Source organism: Ensifer sp. YR511 (genome assembly GCF_900103045.1).
Taxonomy (GTDB): Bacteria; Pseudomonadota; Alphaproteobacteria; order Rhizobiales; family Rhizobiaceae; genus Ensifer; species Ensifer adhaerens.
This window is the reverse complement of sequence record NZ_FNGR01000030.1, coordinates 21,879-38,069: the sequence shown is the minus strand read 5'-3', so window position 1 is coordinate 38,069 and position 16,191 is coordinate 21,879. Positions and strand designations below refer to the sequence as shown.

8 protein-coding genes are annotated in these 16,191 nt (G+C 63.0%); 5 read left to right on the top strand and 3 right to left on the bottom strand.

Features of this window, described 5'->3' with window-relative positions; translation table 11 throughout:
- Positions 1–93: 93 nt before the first annotated feature.
- Together BLU15_RS31100 and BLU15_RS31095 are read right to left on the bottom strand one after the other, a co-directional pair.
- On the bottom strand, positions 94–393 hold the full coding sequence (locus BLU15_RS31100; RefSeq protein WP_034798138.1) for a PRC-barrel domain-containing protein: 300 nt from the start codon (positions 391–393) through the stop codon (positions 94–96).
- Between the two features lie 116 nt (positions 394–509).
- A complete protein-coding gene (locus tag BLU15_RS31095; RefSeq protein ID WP_090300734.1) occupies positions 510–1,532 on the bottom strand; it encodes a LacI family DNA-binding transcriptional regulator in 1,023 nt (340 codons plus the stop codon).
- 162 nt (positions 1,533–1,694) lie between these two features.
- Between BLU15_RS31095 and BLU15_RS31090 the strand changes: the two genes are divergently transcribed.
- From BLU15_RS31090 to BLU15_RS31075, 4 genes are all read left to right on the top strand, one after another.
- A complete protein-coding gene (locus tag BLU15_RS31090; protein ID WP_034798142.1) occupies positions 1,695–3,221 on the top strand; it encodes a sugar ABC transporter ATP-binding protein in 1,527 nt (508 codons plus the stop codon).
- A 70-nt stretch (positions 3,222–3,291) separates the two neighbouring features.
- On the top strand, positions 3,292–4,302 hold the full coding sequence (locus tag BLU15_RS31085; RefSeq protein ID WP_034798144.1) for an ABC transporter permease: 1,011 nt from the start codon (positions 3,292–3,294) through the stop codon (positions 4,300–4,302).
- Positions 4,303–4,365: 63 nt separating this feature from the next.
- On the top strand, positions 4,366–5,319 hold the full coding sequence (locus BLU15_RS31080) for a substrate-binding domain-containing protein (RefSeq protein ID WP_034798145.1): 954 nt from the start codon (positions 4,366–4,368) through the stop codon (positions 5,317–5,319).
- Positions 5,320–5,524: 205 nt separating this feature from the next.
- On the top strand, positions 5,525–6,025 hold the full coding sequence (locus BLU15_RS31075; protein WP_090300732.1) for an NUDIX hydrolase: 501 nt from the start codon (positions 5,525–5,527) through the stop codon (positions 6,023–6,025).
- A gap of 7 nt (positions 6,026–6,032) precedes the next feature.
- Here BLU15_RS31075 and BLU15_RS31070 read toward each other — a convergent pair whose 3' ends face one another.
- The gene (locus BLU15_RS31070; protein WP_090300730.1) at positions 6,033–10,046 is read right to left on the bottom strand and encodes an AAA family ATPase; all 4,014 of its coding nucleotides are present in this window, start codon (positions 10,044–10,046) and stop codon (positions 6,033–6,035) included.
- Positions 10,047–10,392: 346 nt separating this feature from the next.
- Between BLU15_RS31070 and BLU15_RS31065 the strand changes: the two genes are divergently transcribed.
- Positions 10,393–16,095, top strand: coding sequence for an alpha/beta fold hydrolase (locus BLU15_RS31065; RefSeq protein ID WP_090300728.1), 5,703 nt, complete (start codon positions 10,393–10,395; stop codon positions 16,093–16,095).
- Positions 16,096–16,191: the final 96 nt, after the last annotated feature.

The window sequence follows — 16,191 nt, the reverse complement described above, 5'->3', positions numbered from 1 at the left end:
AGCCGTATGCGGCGGCCGGATATGTTTTGGCCGCCGCCGCAATCCCGATGTGAGCCTGGGTGCTGGAAGCCTCAGGCCTTTATGTCGGACAAGCTACGAGTCGTAATGCTCGGGCATTTCCTTGAGTTGATCCTTGGTCCACGTCGTCACGGCGTGGACGTCGCCGTCTTCGTCACGCATGAAATCGAGATCGGCAAGCGGCACGGCAACGGGTTTTGCGCCGATGCCCAAAAACCCGCCGACGTCGATGACGACGGTGCTCGCTGTGCCGACGCCGTGGACGTGGTCGACCGTGCCGACCTTATCGTCGTCCGCTCCGTAAACCGTTGCCCCTTCCAAAATCGCCGGTGTCAGTTCCGTGGCTGCAAGGCGTACGTGACCAGTGTGATCCATCTTCGTTGCTCCTTTGACTTCACAGTGGGAGAACCGACTTGAGAGCAAACGGTTCCATCACCGTGTCACAGGTTCAAGCACGGGCAGGAGTTTCCAGAAGGGCTGCGAATGTCGCGTCATCGCCGTGCCGGCGGGGGACCAACGGAGTTGCGGATGACGAGGTCAGGCCGCAGCAGGATTTCGGTTTCGGAGGGCGCGCGGTCTGAAAGCAACTCCAAAAGCAGCGCCATCGCGTGTTTGCCGATGGCGGTTCGAGGCTGGCGGATGGTCGTCAGCGAAGGCGTCATGAAACTCGCCTGCGGGACATCATCGAAGCCGGTGACGGAAAAATCGTCAGGGATGTCGTAGCCGCGGGCGCGCAGGCCAAGCGTCACGCCAAGCGCGGTCTGGTCGTTGACGCACATGAAGGCGGTCGGCAGGTCGTCACGCATGAAGAGTTGTTCGAGCGCCAGCCTGCCGCTTTCCACCGTGCCGTCGCCTTCCATGATCAGACGGCGATTGATGGCAATATCGGCCGCTGCAAGCCCCGCTTCATATCCCTGTCGCCGGCGACCATAGGCAAGGCGGGTGTTGGAATCGCCGATGAAGGCGATGCGCCGGTGCCCATCGGAAATCAGGAGATCGACGACTTTGCGAGCGCCCTCGACGTCATCGACCCCGACATAGGGGATGCCGCCGTTAAAGACCGGCTCGAAAACGCCGACGGTCGGCGGCAGCCGCGCCGTTAGCGTCTGATGGCCGAAGGGAAGGATGCCCGTAAACAGGATCATGCCCGCCGCCTGGTTGGAATTGAAGAACTTCAAATATTCCAGGCCACGCTGGGCGTCGTTCTGCGTATGGCCGATCAGGACGCCGTAACCATGCGCGCGCGCTTCGTTTTCGAGACCCACAAGAATGCTGGAAAAGTTCGGATCACCGATATCCGGTGCGACAACGAGGATCATGTTCGACCGCCCGAGCCGCAGGCTGCGCGCCATCGCATTGGGCGTGTAGCCGGTAATCGCGATCGCCTGGTTTACCTTGAGGCGCGTCGATTTGGCTACCTTTTCCGGCATGTGAATGGCCCGCGATACGGTCGCGATCGACACTTCGGCGATCCGTGCGACGTCTTCAATGGTTGCGGGCTGGGAATTGGACACACTTGGCCTCGGGATTTGCTGCGAGGACGTTACACAGGTTCGCCCGACGGTCAAACGAAGAAGCCAAAAAAATTGTCGAGCAATCACGATGTAAACCTTTACATCGGCGAGTGTAAAGGTTTACATCATTGAAATAGCGGTGGAGGCCGCAGGGAGGGGATAATGACCACGGAGCATGTCGACGGGGCTCCCGTCGTGCTGTCGGCGCGCCGCATCAGCAAATCGTTCAGCGGCGTGCAGGTCCTGTTCAGCGTCGATTTCGAGCTTCGCCAGGGCGAAATCCATGCGCTCATGGGCGAGAACGGGGCTGGAAAATCCACGCTGGTGAAGATCCTGTCGGGCTTCGAGCAGCCGACATCGGGCGAGATCCTGCTTGACGGGAAGTCGACGAAGCTGCCGGCCAATGGCGCTGCGGAAGCGCTCGGCATCGTCATCATCCACCAGGAATTCAATCTTGCCGAACATCTGACCGTTACCGAGAGCCTGTTTCTCGGCCGCGAGGTAACCCGTTTCGGCGTGCTCGACCGCAAGTTCATGCGCGCCGAGACCCGTCGTGTGCTCGATCTCCTCGGTTCGCATGTCGATGAGAGCGCGATGATCGGATCGCTCTCGATTGCCGAAAAGCAGATGGTCGAGATCGCCAAGGCCATCAGCCGCGATGCGCGCGTCGTGTTCATGGACGAGCCGACGGCTGTGCTGTCGCGCGAGGAGACGAACTTCCTGTTCCGGCTGGTGCGCAAGCTGCGCGACAAGGGAACGAGCTTCGTCTTCGTGTCGCACAAGCTCGACGAGGTGATGGAACTGACCGACCGCGTGACGGTGCTGCGCGACGGCCAGTGGATCAAGACGTCGCCGACCTCCATTCTCGACGGCGAGGCGATCGCCCAGCTGATGGTCGGGCGCGAACTGTCGAGCCTTTATCCCGCAAAGAACGAGCCGGATGTCGACGAAGACGTGGTTCTGCGCGTCGATGCGGTATCGACCGGCTATGTCCGCGACGCGAGCTTCGAGGTGCGCCGCGGCGAAGTCCTCGGCTTTTCCGGCATGATCGGCTCAGGCCGGACGGAGCTGATGGAGGCGATCGTCGGCTTGCGCGCGCGCACGGCCGGCGAGGTGCTGGTGCGTGGCGAGCCGGTGCCATCCGGCGACGTGCATGCGGCCAACAAGGCTGGCCTTGCCTATATGACCAAGGACCGCAAGGCCAAGGGGCTCCTGCTCAATGCCGGCATGATGGCGAACCTGACGCTGCAATCGCTCGGCCGCCACAGCCGCCTCGGCTATCTCGATCCCGGCAGCGAAGAGGCGGCCCTGGTCAAGGCGCGGCGTCGCTTCGACATTCGCGTGCGGGACGACAGGATCGTAGCCGGGCGCATGTCCGGCGGCAATCAGCAGAAGCTGCTTCTCGCCAAGGTCATGGAAACCGACCCCAGCATCATCATCATCGATGAGCCGACGCGGGGCATCGACGTCGGCACCAAGCAGCAGATCTATCACTTCATTTCGGCGCTCGCCCGGGATGGCCGCTCGATCATCGTCGTCTCCTCCGAGATGCCGGAGATCATTGGCCTTTGCAGTCGCGTCGCGGTCATGCGGGAAGGCCATATCGCCGGCATTCTCGAAGGCGACGAGATCTCCGAACAGGAGATCATGCGTTACGCCGCAGGCCTGAAGAAAAAGACGGCGGCTTGAGCCGCATCAGCGGCGCGGCCGACGGCAACAACAACAAGATTCCCGACAGATGGGGGAGGTTCGATTGGACATGAGCGTGAACCAGGAAGGCAGCCAGGAAGCCATCCGCCGCCGCAGCTGGCGTGACATTGATCTGAGGGCAGTGGCGCCATTCGTTGCGCTGGCGTTGCTTCTCTTGGTCGGCGCGCTGGTCAATCCCAATTTCATCAGCATCACCAACCTCGCCAATGTCGCCACCCGAAGCGCCTTCATTGCGATCATCGCGGTTGGCGCGACCTTCGTGATTTCGTCCGGAGATCTCGACCTCTCCGTGGGCGCCATGGTCGCGTTCATCGCCAGCCTGATGATCCTGTTCATGAACTCCGGCGTCATTGCCGATCCGGTTCTCATGCTCCTGGCGGCAATCCTCTTTGCCATCGTCGCCGGTGCGCTTTGCGGCCTCACCAACGGCCTGATCACCACCGTCGGCAAGATCGAGCCCTTCATCGCGACACTCGGCACCATGGGCATCTATCGCGGGCTGACGACCTGGCTCTCGCAGGGCGGAGCGATCACGCTCAAGGAGCCTGAGCTGCAGGAAATGTACCGGCCAGCCTATTTCGGCACGATCGCCGGCGTGCCGGTTCCGATCGTCGTCATCCTTGCGGTGACTGCTGTTGCTGCCTTTGTCCTCTACCGCACGCGCTACGGTCGCCACGTCGTTGCTGTCGGTTCCAACCGCGACGTTGCCCGCTATTCGGGCATCTCCGTCAATCGCGTGCGCACCATCGCCTTCGTCATTCAAGGGCTCTGCGTTGCGGTCGCTGTTCTCCTCTATGTGCCGCGCCTCGGCTCGACCTCGGCCACGACGGGCATTTTGTGGGAGCTGCAGGCGATCACCGCCGTCGTCGTCGGCGGCACGGCGCTGAAGGGCGGCGCAGGGCGCGTCTGGGGCACGATCTGCGGCGCGTTCATCCTCGAGTTGGTCGGCAACATCATGCTGCTCTCCAACTTCATCAGCGAATATCTGATCGGTGCCATCCAGGGCGCGATCATCATCATTGCGATGCTCGTCCAGCGTTCGCTGGTGCGGAAGTCGTGAGACGGCCGGGCCTACAGGTCTCCCGGCCTTGAACAGGCTGACCTGAAATTTGGGAGGAACTTAATGCACAAGAAGCTATTCGGCCTGACCCTTGCCGCGATGACCGCCTTTGCCGGCGTGTCTCACGCGCAAGAGGAAAAGAAAGTAACCATCGGCGTCTCGATCCCGGCGGCCGACCATGGCTGGACGGCCGGCGTGGTGTTCCATGCCGAACGGGTCGCCAAGATCCTGATGGAGCGTAATCCCGGCCTGAACGTCATCGTCAAGACCTCACCCGATCCGGCAAGCCAGGCCAACGCCGTGCAGGATCTTGAGACGCAAGGCATCGACGCGCTCGTCATCCTGCCGACCGATCCGGATCCACTGGTCAACGCCATCAAGGAAGTGAAGGGCAAGGGGACCTTCGTCGCTCTCGTCGACCGTGCCCCGAGTGTCAACGACAACTCGGTGCGTGACCTCTACGTTGCCGGCAACAATCCGGCGCTTGGCCAGGTCGCTGGCGAGTACATCAAGGCAACGACGCCGGAAGCTGAAGTCGTCGTCATCCGCGGCCTGCCGATCCCGATCGACCAGCAGCGCCAGGACGGCTTCGACAAGGGTATCGAAGGCTCGAAGGTCAAGGTTCTCGACCGCCAGTACGGCAACTGGAACCGCGACGATGCCTTCAAGGTCATGCAGGACTACCTGACCAAGTACCCGAAGATCGATGTTGTCTGGTGCCAGGACGACGACATGGCCGTCGGCGTGCTGCAGGCGATCGAGCAGGCCAAGCGCACCGACATCCAGTATGTCGTCGCCGGCGCAGGCTCGAAGGAAATGATCAAGAAGGTCATGGACGGCGACAAGATGATCCCGGTCGACGTGCTCTATCCGCCGGCAATGGTCGGCACGGCGCTCGAAATGACCGTCGCCAACTTCTACGGCCAGGTTCCGGTGCGCGGCGTCTACACGATCGATGCAACGCTCGTGACCAAGGACAATGCGAAGGACTTCTACTTCCCGGATTCGCCGTTCTGATTAAGCTTTGATGTGATGACGGCCCGCGATTTGTGGGCCGTCATCAGGCTTGGCGAGGCTGAAAATACTGCCCCGCGGCCGGCCATCTTGCCGGCCTTTCAATTGCATTAGCATGCTGTTGAATTTCACTATGAATCGTCATAAAACCGTCACATAGCCGCCTGACCTTCCCTTGGCTTCCAGTCAGTTCAACGTGAGAGCGATGATGCAAACACCCGCTGTGTCACGTCTGTCATCTGACGCGATAGCCGCTTCCGACGCAGAGCCGGTCGTCATCGACCAGGCTGGTGCGATCTGCATTCGCAAGGAAAGCGGCGGGGACCGGTTCGAGGTGCTGCTCATTTGCGGCCGCACCACCGGGCTCTGGGGCATTCCCAAGGGGCACCTGGAGTATGGTGAAGACACCCCTGGCGCTGCCGTCCGGGAAGCGTTCGAAGAGGCCGGTGTTATCGGAACGGCGTTAAACGACGAAATCGGCGGCTACACCTACAGCAAGGTCGGCAAGACCGCCGTCTATCACGTCCAGGTTCACCTGATCGCCGTTGTGTCCATGGCGCCCGACTTTCCGGAAAAGGGCGCGCGCGCGATGCGCTGGGTGCCGGCATCCCTCGCGGCGTCGCTTGTCGGGCAGCCTGGCCTTAAAACGCTTCTCACCGAACGGCTGGGCGGGCTTGGAAACGATAGTCTCGCGAGTTGCGCCGATTAGTTAGCCCCTAAAGCCGGTCCCGCCTGCGACGCAGCTCGGCGGCGATCATGGCCTGGTCGCGCCGAAGACTGAGGTGTTGCGCGGCCGCCATGCCATCCTTCCACACCGACATTGCGCCGGCCTCCTTGCCCTCCAGCCAGAGCGATACGCCCGACCACAGCGCGAGTTGAGGCACGCCGATCGGAAAGGCTCGGGCATAACGTTTGAGTTCGCGTAGCGCTTGGGCCTCCCAGCGCGGCCATTCGTCGTAAGCGTGTGCGAGGCCGGCCTCGCGGCCCCGCAGGAAAACCTCGGCGGCGCCGGAGATGCCGACCAAAGTGCTGTGGGACGAAGGCCGGCGCATCAATTTGACCAGTTGCAAGGTTTCGGCGGCCGCCTGGACACTCTCCGCATGCCGCCCCGTGCGCGCGAGCGCCAGCGCCAGCGCACCCTTCGCCGAGATCTGCGCGGCCAGATCGACCGACCCGAGCATCGCTGAGCCGATCAGCCGGAGAATGTCGACGGCCTCGCGCGGCTGATCCGTGTGAAGCACGCACAACGCCTTGCACCGCAACGCCCAGATTTCCTGCTGGATATTGCCGGCATTCTGCGCGCGCGAGAGCAGGGCGGTCGCCGTTGGTTCGAGCGCGGCCTGCTCGCCACGGTAATAGAGCGACCAGAAGCGCATGCCCTGGGCATTGCACCACCGCAATTGGTCGCCGGCTCGAAGGCAGAACTGCTGGCCCTGTTCCAGCCTTGCGTCCACCCCCGCCCATTCTCCGCGCCCGAGCTGCCAGAGCGCGTCGAGATTGCAGACATGCGCATGGATCGCGGTGTCTGAAAGCTCGGTCGCGATCCGCTCCGCCCTTTCCATGAAATAGCGGCATCCGGAGCGCCAGCCCATCATCCCGAAGCCGCAGCCGAGCTGCGAGGCGGCGACGGCCATTTCGATCGTCCGTCCGGTCCGTTCGGCGCGCGCCACCGCGCCAACGAGATTGCACATTCCACGGGTGAAGCGCAGCTCGAAGTAGTCAACCAGCGCTGCCTGGTTCAGGCACCGCGCCATTTCCCTCTCCCAGGACAGCCGGTCCTCGCGGCGGGCAAGCTTCGCTGTTTCCGGCAGCATCTGCTGCGCCGCAAGCCGCAAGCTGCGAGCGGCAAGCCGTACTAGCGTCGCAGACGAAGAGACGGGAACCGGTTGGCCGGCCGCTTTCAGCGCATTCCTGACGGCAATGCCCTGCGCGTGAATGTCGCCGCGACTGTAGTGCGCTTCGGCAAGTTTGCGCCGCCAGCGAACCGCCTGCAGTCGCTGTTCGGGCGTCCAGTCCTGCGGCTTCGGCTCGTGCGCCATGCAAATGCCGAGAAAGAACTCGACCTCGCGGAAGGCGCCGACCTGCAAAGCCCTCGCGGCCGCCAGGTCCGCGTATTTCACGACCTTCTCCTTGTTGTCCGCCGCCTCGAAATGCTGAACGAGAACCGCTAGATCTCCACCCATTGCTTCAATGCGGCTGCGCTCCAGCCAGTGGGCGAGCGATGCGTGGAGGCGGCTGCGCAGGTCGCCCGGCATCGATCCGTAGACCACATCGCGCGTCTGGTCGTGACGGAATTCGTAGCTTCCGGCTTGGCCGAGCCGGCGCACCAGATGGGCATCGACCAGCCTTTCGACGGCGGAGCCGAGCCCTTCCGCATTCAGCTCTTCGTTCAGCAATGCCTCCAGCTCGGCAAAGGTGAACGAGCGTCCTATGACGGCCGCCGCTTTGATCACGTCCTGCGATGTCGAGTCGAGGCGATCCACTCGCTCTCGGATGACGCGCTCGACTCCCTCGAAATACTGGAGGTCCTCAAGGGGGCGGATCGAGCGCCAGAGGCCATCGCGCACGGCGATCAAGCCTTCGCTCTTCAGCGTCAGCGCGATCTCCTCGGCAAAGAAGGGATTGCCTCCGGCAAGGGCGGCGACCCTGCGCGCGAGTTCCTGTTGTGGCGGAACCTCGCCAAGAGTGCGCGAAACGAGTTCGCAAACAGTGCCGTCGTCGAGCTCTTCGAGTTCGAGGATGCGGTAGCGCCGGGCCGGCTCCTCTGTCTCGGTCCCGGCTTCGCCTGCCGCCTCGACCCGTCGTCGCAATTGCTTCAGATCCTCAGGCACCTCTTCGGAGCGCACGCAGAGCACGAGCAGCAGCGAAGGCACAGAACCGAGCACCCATTCGACCAGCCGCCAGGAGGCGGAATCCAGCCACTGGCTGTCTTCGAGTACGAGGGCGAACGGCCGTGGCGCCAAGACGCCGAGGATATCGCCGAGGAGGCGCATGGTCGCATCGGCGCGGTGGGCACCTTCCAGGTGGCGCGTTCCCTCGTTCTGCTCGATCTCGATCGCCAGCAGGTCGTTAAGAAGGGGCAGGCGGTCTGCGATCCACGGCGCCGTGCGGATGCGCGCGGTAATGCTTTCGAGCAGGACGAGGCCATCGCTTTCGGCGGGCAATCCCAAAAGCGTTTCAAGAACGCGTCGCCAGGCCAGAAGCGAGCTTCGCCGGTCGTCCCGTTCGGCGAGCGTCACGGCAATCGCCACTCCCGCGGCGTGAAGATTGTCGGTAAAGGTGGCAGCCAGCCTGCTCTTGCCGATGCCGGGTTCGCCCAGGATGACGACAAGACGGCTCGAACCGCCGCGCGTCTCCTCGAAAGCATGCTGCAGGAAAGCGAGTTCCCGCTCTCGGCCAATCAGCGTTGCCGCAGACAGGGCCCGCGACTTCGGCTCAAGAGGCCGAAAGACCGGCGCCACGTCGCCAAGTCCCGCCAGCTGGACGGTTCCGCGTTGCTCGAAATCGAAGGACGCCCGGCTTGCCCTTTCGGTCGGCGCATCGCACAGCACATCATTGGAGACGGTCGTGACGAGGCGCGCGGCGCGATTGACCGGCGTGCCGAGAACCATCAGCTGTCTGCGGCGCGTGCTGCCGACGACTCGAAACAGGGCCTCGCCCGTCGCCACGCCGACCGAGACGGCAAGCCCCATCTCCGTGATATGGCGACCGATGGCGCGGGCGGCATCCACGGCGCGGGCCGGGTCGTCGCGGTGAAACGTCCCGCGTGTCCCGAAAGCGCAGAGGTAAACGAGCCCCTTGTCGTCGAAGAGGAGTTCGCCCGGAGGACCGCCGTAGCGGTGCGAAATCGCCTGAAGCGTTGCGCAGAGGTTCTGGTGTCGGACGAGCGCTTGGGCATCTTGATGTTGCAGACCGATTATTCGGACGAAAATGACGGACACTGGTCTGATCTCCGCAAGCGTGTCCAGCCGTGCATCGCGATGGACATTGCCTTCGGCTAAGGCGTTGGGGGATGCGGGTTCGATGCCCATCATCGTCGGCGAGGGGCCAAGCAACTCCTGAAGCTGCATCGGCAGGAATGCGACGAGCCATTCGTGCGCGATGTGCGGATGCGCTGGAGCAGCGGCGGGCGCGCGCGCATTTGCCTCGCCATCGGTCAGGGCATTTGCCGCCTCTGGTGACAGAACGACTTCCCAGCGATGGGCAAGTGTCTGCGCACTTGCGGCCTGAACGACGGCATCGCCCCCAGCCACAAGGTTCCAGACCGGCTGGCCGCCGATGGCGGCCGCCCAGAGCTGCCCGGCGCCGATGCCGATATGTAGGGTAGGTCCGATTTCGCCTGCACCCGGATTTCGCTGCTTGCGGCTCTCCTTGCAGATCGCTTCGGCGCACTCGGCCGCACTCTTGACCGCGCGCGCCAGACCCGTTTCGTCGGCGGGCCAATAGGCCAGAAGCGAGTCACCCGCAAAGAGGAGGACTTCGCCGCCCCGGTCGCAGACATGGTCGGCGCAGCGCGCGTAGGAAATACCGAGCAGCTTCGGGATCTGCACCAGCCCTTCCTTGCCGCGCCGCGCCAGTTGCTCGACGAGGGCCGTGTAGCGCGAGACGTCGACAAAGATCACGGCGGCCGGAAACTCTACCGCCGACGGCCGCTCTCCGTGAGAGCCGTGAAGCCGGCCAAGCAAGTTCAGCGGCAAAAACCCTTCGAGCGATTTTGCGATCGTCTCCATGTTTCCTTCGCGCGGTGATTGATCACGAAATGCGCGAAACAGGGGCCATCTTCGCGCAGAAGTGCATTTATCCCTCGCCGATTTGCTGACTCTCGCATATTATTTAGCAATCGCTAAGAGGGCTAGCCGACTTCGATCGATCGGCTTTGGCGGAAACCGCACACGTTTCGGATTTTTGCATTCTTCCCGGATGTCGATGCCCCCTGTTGGGGATCACCGAAAGACATGAGCCATCGCGGCTCGCACACCGAGTTCAGGCGTCAGACGCATCTTATGGAGAGCGTTATGTCCGATTGGAGCTACGGATACCCGCACCGTGCCCGAGACCGACGTCCCGGAGGCGGCCATGGCCAGCATTGACTTCGACAACACCTCGCACACCGCGTGGATTTCCCAGGGTTTCGAAAGGCTGGTCGACCGGGTTCGGAAGACGCCGGCGGCGCTCCACTTTGATGTTCTGGTCGTCGGCAGTGGCTATGGCGGCGCAATCGCTGCCGCCACCATGGCCGGCCGCACGAAGAGAGGCGCTCCGATCAAGGTCGGGGTGCTCGAGCGGGGCAAGGAGTATCTGCCGGGCGCGTTTCCAACAGGTCTTGCCGAACTGCCTCGCCATATCCGCCGCGATCGCAACAAGGAAGGGCTGGTCGACGTGCGGATCGGCCCGGAGGTCGTCACGGTGGTCGCAAACGGCGTCGGCGGCGGTTCGCTGATCAATGCCGGCGTCATGGAAGTTCCCGACGAGAGCGTGTTTCACACGCGCTGGCCCGACGACCTCAAGGACCTGACGACCTGGCGGCAGTATTATGATCGTGCGGGCGAGCTTCTGGGCGGCACCGCAAACGGCGTCCCGAACAGCATCTCGAAACATCCCGACGGCATTCCCCAGAAACACAAGTCCTTCCGCAGCATCGCGTCGACGGGTTTTCGCGAGGCAGCGATTACGGTCGCGATGACCGACACGGTGAGCTCGGGAAATGTCAGGCTCAATAAATGCGTGCGCTGCGGCGACTGCGCGACGGGCTGCAATTTCGGCGCAAAGAACTCGCTCGACGTCAACCTGCTCGTGACGGCGCTGCGCAACGAGGCAGAGATCTTCAGCGGCGCGACCGTGCTCAGCGTCAAGCCGGACGGCGGCAACTGGATCGTCGATTGCGTCTACACCGACGCGGCCCTGCGCGCACGCGACGGCGACGTGCTGCAGGTGCGCGCAGGCAAGGTCGTGCTGGCGGCGGGCACGCTCGGCTCGTTCGAAATCCTGAAGCGCTCACAGGCCAAAGGCCTCAGCCTCTCCGTGCATTTCGGCAACCATTGCTCGACCAATGGCGACATGCTGGTGACCGATTATGCCACGTCAAATCCGGTCAATACCGTCTCGGACGAGGCCGTGCAGCCCTCCAAGCGTGCGATCGGACCCACCATCACCGGCGTGCTCGATCTTCGAAAAACGACAGGTGTTCTGATCGAGGAACTCTCCGTTCCAGCTGGCTTGCGCCTCGCCTTCACCGAGATCTTTGCAACGCTCAACACGCTTCACGGGCTCGACCGGTTCGACTGGTCGACGCATACGCGGGGCTTTCCGGACGACGACGCCTATGTGGCGCCGACCGGCAGGATCGAACATTCCGCCGTCTATGCCGTCATGGCCGATGACGGCGCCGCCGGTCGTATGGAACTGGATGAAACGGCTTCCGACAGCGATGACGGCACGGCGCGGATGCGCTGGGACGATCTGCCGTCCCTGCCGATCTTCGACACCGAGGTTGAGGCGCTGGCGCGGCTGGCGAAGAATACGGGCGGGCGCGTCATCGCCAATCCCGTCTGGAAGCTCCTGCCGGCCAGCCTGAACTGGCTGCTGCAAAACAAGCGCGGTCCGCTCACGACCGTGCATCCGCTCGGTGGCTGCGTGATGGGCAACACCGGCGCGACGGGCGTCGTCGATCATCTGGGGCGTGTTTTCAAATCGGAGCTTCCGAACGACTTCCATAATGGCCTCGTGGTCCTCGACGGCTCGATTATCCCGACGGCGCTTGGCACCAATCCGGCGCTCACCATAGCGGCAGTGGCCCTGCGCGCCTCGGAGACACTCGCGGCCGCCTGGAATTATGTCGCCCCAGCCCCTGCTGCGCCCGGCCTAGCTTTGGCCCGCCCGGTGTTTCGTGAAACCGATGCCGCTGCATCTGCCCCTGATACCGATGCCGAGATCATCGAGCGCCTTGCCGGCCGGGTCAGGTTTTCAGCGCCCGGTACGACCTCTGAAACGCGAGTTGTCGAGCTCACACTGCGTTTCGAGCCGAAGGCGCTGGCCGATTTGGCGCCAAGCAATGGTGGCGATGGAACCCTTGAGGTCGCGACCGACGCCTCCGTGCCGTTGGCCCGTAGCATGATCCGAATTTTTCCGGCGGATCAGTGGGACAATCTCCATCAGACATGGGCGCCCGCCGGCCTGAAGGAGCAGAAGCTCCAGGCGATCGCCGTCTTTACGGCGCCCCTGACCGGCAGCCTGCGGGTCCTCGAGCGCCAGTCGACGTGGGTCGGCGGCAGGATCTGGCGTGCCGGCAAGGCATGGGTGCTCAACCGAGGCCTGCGCGACAGCTATCAGGCGATCGTCGACGGCGACGGTGGGCCCGGCTTTTTCGAGCGCGTCCGCTCAGGTCTTGCCATCGCCAGCCGGTCCGGCGAGATCCGCGCCTTCGTCTATGATCTGAAGGTCGGCGCGCCGGACCCGATCACCGGTGGCATCTCGCTTGCGGGCGATCGTATCGTCGGCACCAAGCGCTTCACCTATGATCGGCGTTCCAATCCCTGGCGTCAGCTCATGGAAGTCGCGCTGGAGCAATTTCCGGGGTTGCAGGCAGCGTCCGGCGGGCGCGTGCTGACGCTCGACCTCGACTATCTCGCCCGCATCGGCGTGCCGCTCGTGCGCATCACGGAACAGCGCGACGGCGTCGCCGCGATCGGAGCGCTCCTGACTTTCCTCGGGTATTTTCTCCGGCTGCTTTTGGGAATGCATATCTGGAGTTTCCGTGCACCCGATAAAGACAAGGACCCGGCAAACGACGTGGTGGATTTCCGCCCGCCGGCGCAGTTGAAGATCAAGGGCGGCGGCACGGTCGCGGCGCAACGACAGACGCTCGTCGTCGGAACGAGCAAGCCTCAACTCGGCGGCCCGCCGGTTGTCGGGAAAGTACTGCTAACCCGCTATCCCTATCCGGGCACGACGAAGCGGCCGCTGGTGATGATCCACGGATACAGCGCCGGCGGGACGACCTTTGCCCATCACGCCGTCAATCCCAACTTCGCCAGCCATTTCTGGAAGACGGGGCGTGATGTCTGGATCGCCGACCTCAGAACCAGCCCGGCGCACCCGACCGCAAGTGCGGCCTGGAGCTTCGACGAAATCGGCAAGGAAGACGTGCCCTTGGTGTTGCGGACGATCGCCACACAGACCGGTGTGCCGAAACTCGACGTCATCGCCCATTGCATGGGCACGATGGTTTTCAGCATCGCCACACTGGAGGGTAAGATCCAGGACCTCGTCGACCGGGTGGCCTTCACGCAGGTCGGTCCGCTGGTGGTCTTTACGCCTGCCAACATCTTCCGCGCCTATGCGGTGCGTTACCTTCTCGGCTTCCTGCCCGATAGCTACAGCTTCAATCCGGATAAGCCGACGCTCGCCGATGACCTTTGGGACCGCGTGCTTTCGACGCTTCCTTACCCGGTCGAGGAGTTCGACGTGGAAAATCCGATCTGGCCATGGAAGCGGACGCCGTGGACAAGAACCCGGCACCGGATGGACGCGCTCTACGGACGCGACTTCAACGTCGCCAACATGGAGCCTGAAATGCTGCGCTTCATCAACGAGCATTTCGGCGCGCTCAGCCTCAATACGGTCTCCACGACGGTGCATTTCGTGCGTAATGCCATGCTCACCGACTTCCGGGGGCAAAACCGACTGGTGTCACGAGAAGTCCTGCAGGATAAGTGGAAGTTCCCCACCTTCAGCGTCCATGGATCGGGCAACGGTCTCACGGATCCTGCCACCGTCGACCGCATGCGCCGCGTCTTCGACGATGCAGGTCGTGTCTACCTGGAACCCTATCTCAACCCTGGCGCCGGTCACCAGGACGCCCTTATCGGGACGACCCGGCATGCGACCTTGCAGAAGATCGAAGCTTTCCTCGACCAGAACATCCAACGCCAGCCTGTGGCCGCAGACACCGAGATGACGGCCTACCCGCCCTGGATCGGGCCGATCATTACCGAGGAGAACGGCGAGCTGACCATTCGCCTTGGCACGCTGCCGTCGATCCGCCAGACCGAGGGCGTGATCATGCTGCGCGTGCTGGTAAACGGCGACGACATCCAGCGCCCGGATGGCCAGCCCTGGGATCTGCCTTACATCGTCAGCCACATGATGGTCTACTGGTCCCCGGCGTTGCGCGACAACCACTGGGATGCGTTCAAGGCGCCGCTCCCAACATCAATGCCGGGGTATGATCCGAACTTCCCGGGAAACGCGTTGCTCGTCTTGCTTGCCTACGCGGAAGACAAGCTTCTGCCGCCGTTCATTGAGGAGACATACTACGCGCTCGCCAAGAATGGCGTCGTCTATCGGGCGCTGCTTCGCGAGTCGAACGAGAACCCGGAGAGGGTGCTGGAGGTACTTCCCTATCAGCGTTTCGAGCGGATCTCGCAGGCCGCCTCGCGGATGATGGATGCGCCGCAGCCCGACATCAATCCGGGCAAGGCTGTGAAATTTTCGCCGAACCGCCTCGTCTACAAGGACACGACCCCGACGACCAACCTGACGGTCGGCGCCGCTCCGCAGACGGCGACGCCTGCAAGTTCCTCGATGAACCTCAACTTCCTTATGGGAGCGTCGGTTCTGGAAAATCTGGTCGAGCAGGACCGGGCAATGATGGACGGCGTTATCCCCTACGATTCCCCGCTCGCTCCTCCTGTTCAGCCTTCGCCCGCCGGCACCAGCTTCATCCTGGCTTCGTGCCAGTACCCGGCCGGGTTCATCGACAGGAAGGTTGCCTATCGCTCCTATGCCGAGGTCGCTGACAGAATAGGGGCGGGGGTGGGTATCCAGCCGAAGTTCGCGCTCCTCGTCGGCGATCAGGTCTATGTGGATCCGACCGCAGGGCTCTACGATCCGGCCGCGAGCGATGACAGGTATCGCCTCCCTTACGAAGCTTGGTTGCAGGAACGCAGCGTGCGCGAGGTCCTGCGCCGCATACCGTCGTTCATGCTGCTCGACGACCATGAGATCGACGACAACTGGGAGCCGCTTGCCTCTCCGAACGATATCGATACGAATGCCAAGCTGAAGAAGGAGGGTTTCGCGGCCTTCGAGAAATACCAGCGTGGAGTGGATCCCAAGCTGAAGACGTTCGACTACGAGGGCTTCCATTTCTTCCTGCTCGACACGCGCAGCGAAAGGACGCACCGCAAGATCGGCGCCGGGCTTGCCAATGCGACCCTGTTCAAGACGGGCGTCGGCGAGACGATGAGCGACCTGGAGACGTGGCTTTTAAAAAATGGCCCGAAGTTCATAGCGTCGCCATCGATGTTTCTCCCGCGTCATCGCCGGGCGATCCAGCGCGATGCCAGCCTCAGCCCGGACAACCTGAGTGCGCTGCGTTCCGATGGCTGGGATGGCTATCCGAACAGTCTGCGTGATGTTCTCGGCGCCATCGCCGCCGGAAAGATCAAGCATGTCGTGCTCCTCTCCGGTGATGAACACCGGGGCTGCATTGCAACGGCGCTTCTGACGGAAATGGACGGCACGCCGATCACGACCGTGCATTCGATCCACACCGCGGCAATGTATGCGCCTTATCCTTTTGCAAACGGGATCGACCAGGATATCGTCGAGCAGGAGACGTTCGAGTTCGACTACAAGGCCAAGCGCTATCACTGCATCGTCGACGCGACCCGGCCGGCTCCCGGCGACGGTGCGACTTTTCTCCACGTCCGGCAGGATGGCGCCGATTGGAAGCTCGACTGCGAATATGCGGGGACTGTGCAGACGCTCACGCTCTGATCCCATCTCCTGGCGCGTTACTGGTTTAAATCCTTACGGGAAGGCTCGAGCGGGCCCGTTCACGAGGACGTGTCCGGGTGATCCGCCATGCCGTTT

What these genes read in the sequence shown, in the direction of transcription:
- BLU15_RS31075 (WP_090300732.1), top strand. Translation starts at nt 5,525, where the DNA reads ATGCAAACACCCGCTGTGTCACGTCTGTCATCTGACGCGATAGCCGCT.
- BLU15_RS31065 (WP_090300728.1), top strand. Translation starts at nt 10,393, where the DNA reads ATGGCCAGCATTGACTTCGACAACACCTCGCACACCGCGTGGATTTCC.
- BLU15_RS31080 (WP_034798145.1), top strand. Translation starts at nt 4,366, where the DNA reads ATGCACAAGAAGCTATTCGGCCTGACCCTTGCCGCGATGACCGCCTTT.
- BLU15_RS31070 (WP_090300730.1), bottom strand. Translation starts at nt 10,046, where the DNA reads ATGGAGACGATCGCAAAATCGCTCGAAGGGTTTTTGCCGCTGAACTTG.
- BLU15_RS31090 (WP_034798142.1), top strand. Translation starts at nt 1,695, where the DNA reads ATGACCACGGAGCATGTCGACGGGGCTCCCGTCGTGCTGTCGGCGCGC.
- BLU15_RS31085 (WP_034798144.1), top strand. Translation starts at nt 3,292, where the DNA reads ATGAGCGTGAACCAGGAAGGCAGCCAGGAAGCCATCCGCCGCCGCAGC.
- BLU15_RS31100 (WP_034798138.1), bottom strand. Translation starts at nt 393, where the DNA reads ATGGATCACACTGGTCACGTACGCCTTGCAGCCACGGAACTGACACCG.